General features: G+C 66.9%; 9 protein-coding genes. 3 read left to right on the top strand and 6 right to left on the bottom strand.

From position 1 onward, the window contains the following. Positions 1–223: 223 nt before the first annotated feature. The 6 genes from ligA to LVJ94_46425 all read right to left on the bottom strand — a co-directional run bounded on the left by ligA (position 224) and on the right by LVJ94_46425 (position 9548). A complete protein-coding gene (gene ligA, locus LVJ94_46450) occupies positions 224–2260 on the bottom strand; it encodes an NAD-dependent DNA ligase LigA (GenBank protein ID WXB04333.1) in 2037 nt (678 codons plus the stop codon). Further along, complete coding sequence (locus tag LVJ94_46445) at positions 2257–3507, bottom strand: patatin-like phospholipase family protein (protein WXB04332.1); 1251 nt, start codon at positions 3505–3507, stop codon at positions 2257–2259. The genes ligA and LVJ94_46445 overlap by 4 nt, the downstream gene beginning before the upstream one ends. After that, positions 3504–8015 (bottom strand): protein kinase, encoded by a 4512-nt coding sequence (locus LVJ94_46440; protein WXB04331.1) that lies wholly within the window; start codon positions 8013–8015, stop codon positions 3504–3506. Before LVJ94_46440 ends, LVJ94_46445 begins: the two co-directional genes overlap by 4 nt. Positions 8016–8056: 41 nt before the next feature. Beyond that, positions 8057–8434, bottom strand: a complete 378-nt coding sequence (locus LVJ94_46435) for a cytochrome c (protein ID WXB04330.1) — start codon at positions 8432–8434, stop codon at positions 8057–8059. A 22-nt stretch (positions 8435–8456) separates the two neighbouring features. Beyond that, a complete protein-coding gene (locus LVJ94_46430) occupies positions 8457–9113 on the bottom strand; it encodes a hypothetical protein (GenBank protein ID WXB04329.1) in 657 nt (218 codons plus the stop codon). A gap of 129 nt (positions 9114–9242) precedes the next feature. After that, positions 9243–9548 (bottom strand): YggT family protein, encoded by a 306-nt coding sequence (locus LVJ94_46425; GenBank protein WXB04328.1) that lies wholly within the window; start codon positions 9546–9548, stop codon positions 9243–9245. 281 nt (positions 9549–9829) lie between these two features. Here LVJ94_46425 and LVJ94_46420 point away from each other — a divergent pair, with 281 nt between their 5' ends. The 3 genes from LVJ94_46420 to LVJ94_46410 all read left to right on the top strand — a co-directional run bounded on the left by LVJ94_46420 (position 9830) and on the right by LVJ94_46410 (position 14210). Beyond that, on the top strand, positions 9830–11719 hold the full coding sequence (locus LVJ94_46420; protein ID WXB04327.1) for a protein kinase: 1890 nt from the start codon (positions 9830–9832) through the stop codon (positions 11717–11719). A gap of 92 nt (positions 11720–11811) precedes the next feature. Next, on the top strand, positions 11812–13116 hold the full coding sequence (locus LVJ94_46415) for a 6-phosphofructokinase (GenBank protein ID WXB04326.1): 1305 nt from the start codon (positions 11812–11814) through the stop codon (positions 13114–13116). Next, positions 13113–14210, top strand: a complete 1098-nt coding sequence (locus LVJ94_46410; protein WXB04325.1) for a PAS domain-containing sensor histidine kinase — start codon at positions 13113–13115, stop codon at positions 14208–14210. The genes LVJ94_46415 and LVJ94_46410 overlap by 4 nt, the downstream gene beginning before the upstream one ends. Positions 14211–14317: the final 107 nt, after the last annotated feature.

Here is a 14317-nt window from a genome sequence, read left to right as displayed (position 1 = left end):
GCCTCGCATGGGGGAGACAGCCGGCTGGAAGCCGGCGGACCAAGGTGCATGGGAAGCAAGCCGGCTGGAAGCCGGCGAACCGCCGCCGAGACGGCGGCGCTCCATCGCGCATTGCGCCCTCCAACTCCGCCCATGCCTCGCGCCCAAAAAGCGCCCTGCGCTCATGGAGCGCCGGCTTCCAGCCGGCGGTTCGCCGGCCTCCGGCCGGCTGTCGCCAGTGACGTTACGCGGGGGGCAATTCCTTGCCGTCCAAAAGCACCGCCAGCTCCGTCTCGGTAATGACGCGCGCGGCGTGCTTCTTCGCTTGATCGAGCTTCGTCTTGCCGGTCTTCTCGCCGGCGACGAGGTACGTCGTGCCCTTTTTCACCGAGTCGAACACCGTCCCACCCAGGGCGCGGATGTCCGCGTGCACGTCCTCGCGCTTGCGCGAGAGCACGCCCGTCACGCAGAACGAGCTGCCCACCAGCGGCCCCTCGGTGACCACCGTCTCCTTCGGCTGCGGCTGGCCGACGCCGTGCTTCACCAGCTTCTCCATGATGCGCCGCTGCTCGGGGTCGAGCAGAAACGCCACCACCGCGTCGACCATCTTCGGCCCGAAGCCATGGATGCTCGCCACCTGCTCGCGCGCTTGCTCCTCGCTCCACGCGAGCACATTCTCCAATGTGCCCGCCTGCTCCGCGAGCTGCCGCGCCGCCACCTGCCCGATCTGCGGGATCCCCAGCCCGCACAGCAACCGATCGAGCACCCGCTCGCGCGATCGCTGGATCGAGTCGATCACGTTCTGCGCGCTCTTGTCGCCCATGCGCTCGAGCTCGAGCAAATGCTCCTTCGTCAGATCGTATAGATCGGCCACGTCCTTCACCGCGCCGCGCTGCACCAGTTGCTCCACCAGCGCCAGGCCCAGGTGATCGACGTCCATCGCGAAGCGGCGCGCGAAGTAGAAGATCTGCGCCTTCACTTGCGCCGGGCAAAGGCGGTTCGGACAGCGGATGGCCGCCTCCATCTGCCCCTTTTCCTCGTCCAGGTGCCGCGCCATCACCTTGGTGCCGCACTCGGGGCACTTGGTGGGCATCTGCCACGGCACCTCGTTGCCGCTGCGCGCTTCCATGTCCACCAAGACGACCTGCGGAATGATCTCCCCCGCCTTCTCGATGGCTACCTTGTCGCCGATGCGCGCATCGAGCGCGGCCACGAAGTTGGCATTGTGCAGCGATGCACGCGACACCGTCGTGCCCGCGAGCTGCACCGGATCGAGATAGGCCACCGGCGTGAGCGTTCCCGTGCGCCCGACCTGCACCTGGATGTCCGTTAGCTTCGTCCACGCGCGTTCGGCCGCGAATTTGTAGGCCACAGCCCACTTGGGAAACTTCGACGTGAAGCCCAGAATGTCCTGCTGCGCGTAGCTATCCACCTTGATGACCGCGCCGTCCGTCTCGAAGGGGTAATCCGCCCGCGCGCCGTCGATGCTCAAAATGGCTTCGGTTACGCCCTCCCACGGCACCGCCACGTGCCGCCGGTGCGAGGGAAGCCCCTCCTTGGCCAACCAATCGAGGCTCTCGCTGTGGAACTTGTGCAGACGAGGCCCTTCGACAATTTGATAAAAGACCACCCGCAGCGGCCGGCGCGCCACCTCGCGCGCATCCATCATGCGCAGCGATCCCGAGGCCGCATTGCGCGGGTTCGCAAAGGGCTCGAGCCCCTCCTGCGCCCGCTCCACATTCAGCGACTCGAGGTCCTTGCGGTAGAAGACTACCTCGCCGCGCAAGGTGAGCTTGCCCTTGTGCGAAATGGAAAGGGGCACACCGCGGATGGTGCGCACGTTGGTGGTGATGTCCTCACCAATTTCCCCGTCGCCGCGCGTGCAGGCCATCTTCAAACGGCCGTCCTCGTAGACCACCTCGATACTCGCGCCGTCGAGCTTCGGCTCGATCACGTAGCGCACCGTCTCGGTTTCCGAGAGGCCGCCCTTCACCCGCCGCGCGAACTCCGTGAGGTCCTCCACCGAGTACGTATTGTCGAGCGAGAACATGCGCACCTCGTGGCGCACCTTCACCACGTTCGCGCGCGCTTGCTCGGCGACACGCTGGGTCGGCGAATGCTCGTTCACCAACTCGGGGTGCTTCTCCTCCAAGGCCCGCAGCTCGCGCAGAAGCCGATCGAATTCGGCATCGGTGACGTTCGGATCGTCCAGCACGTAGTAGCGGTAGTTGTGCGCGTCGATCTCGCGCACCAGTGCGGCGTGGCGTTCTGCGGCGTTCATGAAGCGTTGGAGTCTACGTTGACTTCGTCCGATTCGTCGGCGCCTGCGCCGTCGCCCTCGAAAAACTCGAGCAGCTCGTCGCGCCGGGCGCGGGCATCGGCCCGCCCCATCTCGATGAGTTGGCGCGCGAATTGGCCGTCGAAGAGCAAGTAGCTCGCGAGATCGGCCTCGTCCCCCACGCCGAAGTCGAGCAGCGAGAGCACCCGCTTGGTCACGAACGGATCGCCGCGGTAGCGTCCGCGCCGCACGAAATCCGCCGCAAGCCGCCCCATGTTTTCGCTGGGGCGCACGTTGAGGCAGTGCACGTACTTGCAGGGCGGCGCCCCGCGGCGTGCGGCCGTCGTGTTGAGGCGCTCGAGAAACTCCGGCCCGAACGTGTTCGTCCCATCGAGCACCACGTGGTTGATCCGCGTGAGCAGCTCGATGTCCACGTCGATGTGGTCCAGCAAGAACGCGTTCAGCACCTTGCCCAAGAGAAACGCCGCCGCCGGTGTCTCCGTTGTCTTGGCCGGTCCCTCGTTGGTCACCACCCCACGCACCTCCGACGAGGCGCCGATGGCAAAGATGTGCGTCGCCCCGAGGCGCAAGGCCGGGGCAATCGGCGTGTTCTGGCGCAAGCCGCCATCCAGGTAGAGCTCGCGATCGATGCGCACCGGCGGAAAGAGCAGGGGAATCGCCGCGCTGGCCAAGGCGTGGTGCGGTCCCACGTGCACCGCCCGAAAGAGGGTCCGCGGCGGCGCCGTCTCCGGAATGACCAGATGGGGCGAGGTCTGCATGAAGACCACCGTCCGCCCGCGCGACACCTCGGTGCACGAGACGCTCAGCGCGAGGAGCTGCCGCCGGCGCAGGCACCGACTTACCGCGCGCCAGCTGATTTCGCGCGTGACCAGATCGGCCATGGGGCGCACGTCGAACAGACCGTGCCCATCGCCCGCACCGCCCAGGAGAAGGCGCGGCAGGTTGAGCACCTGGCGCACGCCGAAGCCGAGCACCCGCGGAAGCTGCAGCTCGGTCCAGAGATCGACCAGCCGGCGCAAGCCGAGCACGGGATCGCCCAAGTGCGCCGCCAGGTAGCACGCATTGATGGCGCCCACGCTGGTGCCGCAGAGAATGTCGATCTTCGGCGGCCCGCCGCGAATGCGCGTGAGTTCGTCGAAGATGTACCAGAGGACGCCCACCTCGTAGGCTCCGCGGGCTCCTCCTCCGGACAGGATCATGGCGACGCGCCGCCGGGTCTTTCCAGTCATTCGATCTCGCTCATCGGTGCAGACGACAGCACTAGCTGGGGAACGGGGGTCTTGTCGAACAGTCCGCTCACCATGGGGCGTTGCAGGAACAACGTACGCAACCGTGGATCGCGGATGCTTCCCACCACCGCAACCGCGCGATCCACCGCCCGCTGATGCGCTTCGGGCGCCTGGGGCGAACCGGCACGCTTGAGCGCATCGGCGCACAAAACGCGGATATCGAAGCCATATTCGCAGCCCTGGAGCGTCTCCACTGCCCCCAGCGCCGTGGTGGCCAGAAGGGTGGCGGTGTGCATCTCCCCGGCGTCCACCCGCGCTGCCGCTTCGATGGCCAAACCGTAAAAGTGAAAGCTCACCAGCGAGCGGTCCTCGGCCATGCGCCGCCCCTGGATGGCCTGCACGATCGCTGCGTGCGGATCGCGCCGCAGGCGATGCAGCTCCGCGCGCACCACCAGCTCGTGGGTCGTGTCGTACGCGTTGTGGGTCACCGCATTGATGGCCGCCGACTCGGTGAGGAAATGCTCCGCCTCGTCCAAGTCGCCGTTCTCCAGGAGAATCTCCGCGGTCACCGTGAGCGTGTCCGCGCGCGCGTCCTGGTCGTTGTAGCGCTGGTGCGCATCGCGGGCGCGCTTCAAATACGCGAGCGCGCGCGGCGTGTCGCCGACCTTGCCGTACGCGTGCCCGATGTTCGTCAGGGTGTTGGCCAGCTGGAAACGCCCGCCGATGGCCAGGTCGATCTGGATCGATTCGAGCCCCAGCGCAATGGCATCCTCGTAGCGCCCCTGGCAAAACAGCGCGAACGCGAGCGCATGCTTGACCCGCGCCTCCTGCCGCCGCGCGCCCACCTTGCGGAACACCGCGATGGCGTCGACGTACGCATCCACCGCCTCGCGCACGCGCCCCACGCGCCGCAGCAGGATGCCGCGCGAACGCAGCACGTCGGCCCGCGCCCGCGGCGGCGCCGTCGCGTTCACGTTGGGGTTGCACGCGGCCAGGGCGCGATCGCACGCGGCCAGCGCGCCCTGCACATCGCCGAGTTCGCGCAAGAAATCGCTCACCATGGCCTCGGCGTCGATTTCGTAATTGGATATCTGGTGCGCGTGCGCCACCTCCGCCGCCCGCCGCGCCAGCGGCAGCCCGTGCGCGAGGCGCCCGTCGTCCAAATCGAAGCGCGCCGAGCGAAGCAGCGCGAGGCACGTCACCCGCGGCGTTCCCAAGTGGCGGGCCAGCTTGCGCAGCGCATCGAGGTGCCGCACGCGCTCGCGCCGGCGACCGAGCACGCGAAAGATGGATTCCAGCGCCTCGTGCGCGCCGATGCGGCGCCCGTCGTCGGCCGGCAAGAACGAGAGCGCGCGGTTGTAGTACCGCATCGCCAGCTGCATCTGGTTGCCGTTCTTCGCGGCGAGGGCGGCCTCCAGGTAAAAATTCGCTGCTTGATCGCCCGCCTCGCCCTTGGCCAGGTGCTTGGCCACGATGGCCGCCGACAGCCCGCGCCCCAGGTTCGTGCCGCCGAGGTGCTCGCCCAGCGTGCGGTGCATCACCACGCGATCGTGCGCCTGCAGCGCGAGGTAGGCCACGTCGCGCGTGAGCGGGTGACGAAAGTCGACGACGTCGCCCTTGCGATCGCACAGTCCGCGCGCACACAACCGCACGACGGCGTCGTCGCCACCCGCGCCGGAGAGCTTCGACAGATCCACCATGGCCAGCGGCCCGCCGGCGATGGCCAGCCAATCGACGACCGCATGCTCTTCGTTGGGGAGCTCGCGCAAGCGATCGCCGAGCAGCTGCTCCAAGGTCGACGGCAGCGCCGAGAGCCCGCCCTCGATGCGCTCGGTGCGCACCAGCGCATGCTCCACCCGCCCGTCGTCCGTCTGCTCCTCGCGGATCTCCAGGGCCCCCCGCTCGAGCAGGGCATCCACCATTTCCAGTAAGAAAAAGGGATTGCCGCCCACTCGCGGCAACAGATCCGCGCACACGTTGCGCGCGCCTTTGCGGACGCCGAGCCGCGCCTCGACCAGGCGCACTTGCTCGTCGCCCGAGAGCGCCATGAGCTCGATGCGCACCACACCGTCGAGCAGCGCAGCGCTCCGTTCATCCTGCCGCGACACCAGCAGGATGAGCACGGGCAGGGGATCGTGCGAGTGGATGATCTCGCCCAGTAGATCGTGACTCTGCTTGTCCGCCCACTGCAGCCCTTCCACCACCAGCACCAGGGGCTGCTGCAGCGCGATGGCCGCGAGCAAACTGCGCAGGCCCTGGCTGACCAGCTTGCGCCGGTAGTGCGCGTTCTCGTCGTCGCCGCCGCCCAGCGGGCGGTTCGTGGCCAGCTCCGCCAAGCGCGCGACCATGGGATGCGACGCATCGCCGTGCGCAGCCCCGCCGCCGGCGCGCGCCACCAGATCGACCACGTCCTCGAAGGGCTCTTCGCCCGTCGTGCCGATGGCATCGCGCACGATGTCGCCGGCGGCGCTGAAGGGCACCTCCATCTTCACCGGCGAGCACTCGACCCGCACGATGCGCGCGTTCGGCGGCAGCTCCGCCAGGAACGTCGTCACCAGCGCGCTCTTGCCGATGCCCATCTCGCCGACCACCGCGCGCGAGGTCAGCTTGCCGCTGCCGCCGCCCGAAACGGCGCGATGGTAGGCGGCGTGGAGATCCGCCTTTTCCGCATCGCGCCCCACGAGATCGTTGGGCGCGGCCGACAGCTCCAAGAGCCGTTCCTCGCGCGACAGGCTTCGCTCGAGGGCGTAAATCCGCATCGTCGGCGGCACGTTCTCGAGGCGGGTGGCCGGGTCGAGCTGCAAGGTGGGCGCATCGCCCCAGCGGAAATCGCGCCGCACCAGGCGATACACGCCGCCGGCCACCCAGGTCACCCCGCGCGGTGTCGCTTGGCTGAGCACGTCCGCCAAATACGACGCGGGATCGTGCAGCCGGTAGCGCACCAAGTTGCCGTGCGGATCGCGCGTGCCGGAGGCGATGCCGCGCACGATGCCCAGCGACGCGCCCAGCGCGATGGGCAGGTCCTCGCTCATGCCGCCCACGGCTTCGTGCGTATCGAGCGCGAGCCAGGCCGCCTCCGAGGCCGCCCTCCCCGGGTTGCGCGTGAGCCCGGCCACCGCGCGCGCTTCGGAATCGCTGGACCAGATCCAACAACGCATCCCGCGCTTGTAGGCGATGTCGCCGAGCATCTGCCGCAGGCGGTCGAGCGTGCGCTCCCCGAGGGCGCGATCGCGCGCGAGCAGCTCCTCGACGCCGTGGAGCCGCAAGGTGACCACCGCCACGTGCCGCACTTCGCGCGGCCCCGCGTTGGGCCGGTCCGAGGGCGTCGGCACCGAAATGGGCGGCTTTTCGGCGCGTGCGGCGCTCAAATGCGAGAGCCCCAGCGCGATCTCCACGCTGCTCTTCGCGAGCGGCACCGCGGCTTGCGTGCGCTGCTCCAGAGAGAGAGGCTCCGACGGCACCTCCGAAGGCTCCGGCACCACGTCCGAAGGCGCGGCTTCCGGCTCGCTCTCCATCGGCACCTCACTCGGACCTTCGTCGGCGTCTTCCGGATCCGGCGCCGTCTCGCTGCCGAGGAGGCGCGGCGCGACCAGGTGCGCGATCGTCGTCTCCAACGTCGACGCATCGACGAGCACCTGCTTCGCGAGCAGCGCCCGCGCAATCGCACCCGACAGCTCGCGCCCGGTGGCAAAGCGATCCTCGGGGCGCGCTTCGAGCGCCTTCATGGCGATGGTCTCGAGCTCGGTCGGCAGATCGCGCACGTAGGTGCTCGGTGGCTCCACGTAGCCCGAGCGCACGATGTCGAGCAGCGCCTCGCCGCCCAGGCCGCCGTGGATCGGCCGCCCGGCGAGGATTTCCCAGAAGATCACGCCGAGCGCGTAGAGATCGCCGCGACGGTCCACATTTTCGCCGCGCGCTTGCTCGGGCGACATGTACCCGAATTTGCCCTTGATGACCCCGGCCTCCTCGACGAACAGCCGCGCGCTGGCGATGCCGAAATCCGCGATTTTGACGGCGCCCTCGAAGGAGAGCAGCACGTTCTGCGGGGAGACGTCCCGGTGCACGATTTCGAGCGGTGCGCCGCCCTCGTCTTTCTTCTCGTGCGCGTAGTGCAGGCCCTTGGCGGCCTCCGCGATGATCCATGCGCCTACCCAGGGCGGAATCCGCGTGCCCTTCGCCTTGGCATTCGCCATCAGCATGCCCAGGTCAGGTCCCTCGACGTACTCCATGGCGAGGAGCTGCCCTTCGTCGCCGCCGTCGTAAAACTCGAAGACCTGCACGACGTTGGGGTGATTCAGCCGCGTGGCGAGCTGCGCCTCCTCCACGAACATCGCCCGAAACCGGCGCGAGGTGCCGTGTGTGGGCAAGATGCGCTTGACCACCAGCAGCTTGAACGTGCCCTCGGCGCCCCGCTTTTTGGCGAGAAACACCTCGGCCATCCCACCCGCCCCCAGTCGGCGCACCACTTCGAAGTGCGCGAGTTGGTGGGGGGCGGCACGTGCTGGCATGAGCCCTTCAGTCTAGCGCCGGACGCGAAGAAAGCGTGGCTCTAGTTGCTGGGGGCGCCGCAGACGAGCCACTTCACCAAGGTGGCGCGATCGTCGGCGCTGGGCTGCGGTGCTTCCTTCGGCGGCATCGTGCAGCCGTAGACCCGTAGCAGCGCCTTGGCCTTGTCGCGCTGGAGGATCTCGTACTTGGAGAAATCGCGCCCCGCAGCGCCGACGCCCGTGCCGCCGGGGGCGTGGCATGGGAAGCAGTGCTGCTCGACGAGGGCTTTGACCTCCGTCGCGTAGCTGGGCGGCGTTCCCGTGCACTGCTGGGGAAGTTCGGGGCAACTCGGCGCGGGATCTTGCCCCGACGAATCACTTCCGCACGCGACGAGCGTGGCGACGACGACGCTCGTCGCCAAAGCAAAAAAGGATTTCACGACTTCACCGAAATTGACGAGTTCAAGGAACCGATACGTAGAAGGCCGCGTGCCCGTGCGGCGAGTGTTCGCCGTCGTTGCACTCTTCGTGGAAGTGGAAGCGCACGGTCCAATTGCCGGCCGCATCGAAGCGCACCGGCCCCACGCGGTAGACGCCGGGCGACGTCTCCGAGGAGCTGGTGGTGCGGGGAACGGAAGGATGCGTGTCGTTCAAGAACGAGTCGGGACGAACGGGAACGTTGCGCGCCGGGGCGCCGTCGACCTTCGTGCTGACGGTCACGTTGAAGTACACGTCGCCGTTCGCGCAGACCTGCGTGTCCGACGCGGGCGCCCACTTCACGTGGTACTTGCACTCGTCGTCGTCGCCTTCGCCGTTCGACAAAGTCGGCCCGTATTCACTGGCGCCGGCGTCTTCTTCGTGCCCAGCATCGTGATGCGCAACGTGGAGGCTCGGCGCGAACGACGTCGTGCCCGAGCCTTTGCACGATGCCGTCTCGATGGTGGTCGCGTTGCTTCCGCAGTGCGAATCCGCCGCGCCGTTGACGGTGCCGCCGGGATTCGCGCAGGTGAGGGGACCGGGTGACTTGTTGTCATCCGAATCCGAGCAAGAGGAGGTGAGGATGAGAACCGCGAGGCAGGCGAGCGACGACGCAACGCCGAGCGCTCGAAACGAGGTCATGGCCACGCTTCAACTCGTACAGGCAAATTCTCCCGCGGCAACTTCAAAATGCTGCGCGCGCCTGCGATGATTTGCCGCAGGACTCAGTGCCGTTCAGCGAACATCGCTCGGTCCTCGCCTCTGCCGCGCTCACTCCTCGCGGAGCGCAGGACGCGAGCTCGCGCGCAACAACCCGCGCACGACGACGTGAACGACGAAGAACGCCAGCATCGCCGCGAGGATGGACAGGACCAACGGATGTCCCCCGGGATCCGGCAGTACCGGCAACAGCCCGCGGAAAGGACGGTAGAGCGGCTCCGTATAACGGTGCACGTATTGCACGAAGCGAATCTGCTCGTTGGCCCTCACGTACTCGACGACGAATCGCGCGAAGAGCATCGCGTAGACGCAAAAGAATGCGAAATTGACGAGTTGGATGAGCCTCACCCAAATCATCGATCGCGCGATAACCCCCCGGTGGATTACGAAACCGGTATCGCCCCGCATCTTCGAAAGATGCCACGCCCTAACGGCAGGTTGCGAGCGGAACAAGCTTTTTGCTCCCTCTTTTCCATCCCGCCTAAACTCAGCCCAAGCGTGTCATGCTGCGCCGCATCGTTTTGTCCCTTTCGCGCCAAGACCTCTCCGGGATCGTTCCACCATGGCAAGAACACCAAGCGACCTCATCCTAAACCTAGGAAATCTCGGCCATTTCGTGGTACAGATGCGAGATTAGGATGGCTGCACCCGAGCTCGTAGAGCGCTCAAAGGCACGCATTGGCAGTGTGCTGCGCGACAAATGGCGGTTGGATTCCTTGCTCGGCGTGGGCGGAAGCGCGGCTGTTTATGCTGCAACGCATCGCAACGGCAAGCGTGGGGCCATCAAGCTGCTTCATCCTGAACTTTCGGTTCAGACGGACTTCGTGACGCGCTTTCTGCGCGAGGGCTACGTCGCCAACAAAATCGAACACCCGGGTGCGGTCTCCATCTTGGACGACGACCACACCGAAGATGGGACGGCGTTTTTGGTGATGGAGCTGCTCGAGGGCTACACGCTCGAGCGGCGCCTGCGAAAGCAATCGGCCTTTCCCGTCTACGACGCGTTGAAGATCGTGGAGGACCTGCTCGACATCGTGAGCGCGGCCCACGACAAGGGCATCATCCATCGCGATCTGAAGCCCGCGAACATTTTCGTGACGAAGAAGGGCGAGGTCAAAGTCCTCGACTTCGGTATCGCGCGCCTCGGAGAAGCGCACCACTTGAGCGGGTCCACGCAAATGGGCATGCCGCTCGGAACGCCCGCCTTCATGCCGCCGGAGCAAGCGCGCGGTCGCTGGGGCGAGGTCGACGTGCGCACGGATCTGTGGGCCGTGGGCGCGACGTTGTGGGCGCTGCTGTCCGGTCAGCGCCCGCGCCGCGCGGAGACGGCGAACGAGGAGCTTCTGCTCGCGATGACCGAGCCGCTGCCGCCCATCGGATCGGTGGCGCCGCACGTGTCGCTCGAGGCGTGCAAGCTCGTCGATCGCGCGGTGGCCTTCGACATGAGCGCGCGCTGGCCCACCGCGCGCACGATGCAGCAGGCGCTTCGCCTCGCGTTGCTGCTCGAGCAAGCGCACAAGGGTGATCCGGTGGTCGAGAAGCCGCGCACGCCGTCGCTGCCCGCAGGCGGAGAAGCGGCCGTGTCTTCCGGCGGAACGATCGCCGGTCTCGGTGGCTACATCGTGCCGGTCGAGCCGCCGGCGGCGGCCGCGAAGGCGTCGGTGCCACCCGCGGCGGAAGTGGTCGCGACGACCGCGTCGCAGCCTGCACCTCCGCCCGATCCTCCCATGTCCACGACGACGGTGCGGCCGTTTGCCACCTTGGTGGGGCCTCCGTCGCCGCTGGCCGGGCCGGCGGGGCCAAGCCGGACGAGCCGCACGGAAGACTCGGTGGTGACGTCGCTCGAGGGGCCTCCGTCGCTCAACTACGGCGGTCAGCTGTCGCTCTCGCGCTACGACGCGCTCGGAGAACGTCGGCCGCGGCCGGGGCAAGCTGCGCCGCTTCCGGGTGGTGCCAATCCGACGCCCACCGGCGAGACGCGCTTGTTGACCACCGAGACACCGCTGATGACCGGCGCACGCGCCATGCTCTCGAGCGAGCCGGAGATCGCTCCGCGGCGCGGTGGCTTCTTCGTCTCGGCGCTGTTGGCCGTCGCCCTGGTCGGGGCGGGGTTCTTTGCCTATCGATCGGGTTGGCTCGGTGGCCACGCCACGCAGGCGGCTCCGTCGCCCGCGCCGGAACCCGCGGCGGTGGTGGTGGATGCCGGTGTAGTCCAAGAGACGGTCGCGGATGCCGCCGTCGCGGCTGCGGCCCCTGCCGAGCAAGTGGACGCCGCGGCCTTGGCCGCCGTGCCCGATGCTGCGGTCAGCGCGCCCACGGAAACAACGGCCGCATCGGCACCCGCCCCGGCGGTCGCCACGCCCGTGCGCCCCAAGCCGCGTCCGCGCACGCCGTCCAAACCGAAGCTGCCGGCGGGTGAAGCGAGCGGCAGCACCACGCCCCCCGCCGCCCCCAACGCCGCCCCGGCGGAAGGGCCCACGCCCACACCCATCCCCCCGTTCATCGATCCGGATTCCAATCAGCTGTAGGACGATTGTAGCGATCTCGAGCAATTTCCGGCGGTGGCGAATTGTGTTTTCGCGAAACCAAATCGATGCGTGCAATGGAGTAGCATCCGCCCATGCTTGAACGACGGCTCGGCATTTTGGTTGGCGGCGGACCCGCCCCCGGTATCAACAGCGTCATCGGTGCAGCGACGATTCGCGCGTGCCTCTCTGGGTACGAAGTCCTCGGTATTTACGACGGCTTCAAGTGGCTCATCGAGGGCAACACGTCGCATGTGCACCCCCTCACCATTACGGAGACCAGCCGCATTCACTTCCGCGGCGGTTCGCATATTGGCATTGCGCGCGCCAATCCCACCAAGGATCCGAAGCACCTCGCAAAAGCGCTCGAGAGCCTGCGCCATCATCGCATCAGCAAGTTGATCACCATTGGCGGTGACGACACCGCCTTTAGCGCGCACAAGCTGGCCGAGGCCTCCAATGGCAGCTTGGCCGTCGTCCACGTGCCCAAGACGATCGACAACGATCTGGACCTGCCGGCGGACATCGTCACGTTCGGCTACCAGACCGCGCGCCACATCGGCGTGGACATCGTGAAGAACCTCATGGTCGACGCCAAGACGACGTCGCGCTGGTACTTCATCGTGGCCATGGGCCGCAAGGCCGGCCACCTCGCGCTCGGCATCGGCAAAGCTGCGGGCGCCACGCTTTCCCTGATCCCCGAGGAGTTCGCCCCCGGGCTGCGCCTGAAGACCATCGTCGACACGCTCGTCGGGGCCATCGTCAAGCGCCTCGCGTACGGCCGCCAGGACGGCGTCGCCGTGCTCGCCGAAGGCTTGGTCGAAATGCTCTCCGAGGAAGACTTGAAGGGCCTTTCCGGCGTCGAGCGCGATGCCCACGGCCACATCCGCATCGCCGAGGTGAACTTCGGCGACATCGTGAAGCGCGCCGTGCAAGAGCGCCTGGGCCAATTGGGCATCAAGCTCACCGTGCAGGCCAAGGACATTGGCTACGAAGTGCGCTGCGCCGACCCGATTCCCTTCGACATGGAGTACACGCGCGACCTCGGCTACTGCGCCGCGCGGTACATCACCGAGGGCGGCAATTCCGCGCTCGTGTCCATTCAAGACGGGCGCTTCCGTCCCATTCCGTTCTCGCAAATCATGAATCCGGAAACGGGCCGCATGCGCGTGCGCATGGTGGACATCGAATCGGATCGCTACAAGATTGCCCGTAGCTACATGCTTCGTCTGAAGGAGGAGGATTTCCAGGACGACGTCGAGCTGAAGAGGCTCGCGGCTGCGGCCAACCTGACGCCGGATCAATTCCGCGAGGAGTTCCTCCCGCTGGTGCAGCACGACAGCCCGCATTCGTTCAACCTGCGTTCGGAATCGAGGATTCCAAAGGCGAGCGCGGGGTGAAACCGCCCGACGCGATTCTCAGGCAGATGCCGGTTCCGGTCGCCATGTTCAAAGGGCCGGACCACGTCTATGAGTTCGCCAATCGGTTGCACGACGAGGTGATGGGCCGGTCGAACGTGATCGGAAAGACGTTTCGAGAGGTGTACCCCGAGCTCGTGGGTACACCGATTCTCGAGGCCTTCGATCACGTTTACCGCACCGGCGAGCCGTTTTCGGCCGACGAGTTTTCCCTGCCGTTGGTGCGTGGCGGCAAGAAGAAGGAAGCGATCTTCAAGTTTTCCATCGAGCCTCTCCGGAACGACGCCGGTGTGATGGAGGGGCTTTTGACGGTGGGCATCGAAGTCACCGAGCAAGTGCTCGCCCGCTGGGATTTGGGCGCCGCGCTGAACGCGGAAAAGCGCACCGAGACGTTGCGCGAGCGTTTGCTGGGCATCGTGGGCCACGATCTGCGCAATCCCTTGTCGACCATCACCGTGTCGGCGCACATGATGTTGAAGCAGGAGTCGCTGACCGCGCAACAGACGAAAATCGCGCGCCGTATTTTGAATAGCGCCGAACGCATGGCGCGCATGATTTCCGAAATCTTGGATTTCGCCCAAGGCCGGTTGGGCGGCGGAATACCGATTACGCGCGCATTGGTGAATCTGCACGACATTGCGACCCAATCGGCCGACGAACTGGGCGCCGTCTACCCCGATCGCACCATCGTGCTCTCCCTCGAGGGCGACGCCAAAGGCCATTGGGACGCGGATCGCATGTCCCAGGTCATCGTGAACCTGGTGCTCAACGCGATGCAACACGCCGCCCCAGGCACCCCGGTGGAACTCACCGTCCGCGCCGACGGCGACGACGTCGTGATCGACGCCACCCACACGGGCCCCGCCATCTCGAGCGAGATCCTGCCCATCATCTGGGACCCATTTTTGCGCGCCAACGAAGGCCAAAACGCCGCGCGCCCCCTGCGGGGATTGGGCCTCGCCCTCTACATCGTCGAACAAATCGTCCGCTCCCACGGCGGCACCGTGAACACGCGCTCCGACGACGCGAGCACCACGTTCACCGCACGCCTCCCGCGCACCGAACCGCAGCCTTGAGCGGGTAAACGCCACCTCATCGTTGGCCCTACGTTTCATTGACGGCCAAGCATGATCCACGCCGTGTCGCGCTCCGTGTGTACGTGCGACCTGTCGTAGAGGCAGTG

This window comes from Sorangiineae bacterium MSr11367, assembly GCA_037157805.1.
Taxonomy (GTDB): Bacteria; Myxococcota_A; Polyangia; order Polyangiales; family Polyangiaceae; genus Pendulispora; species Pendulispora rubella.
Note: the sequence above shows the minus strand (reverse complement) of the source record. Positions and strands in the feature narration are given on the sequence as shown.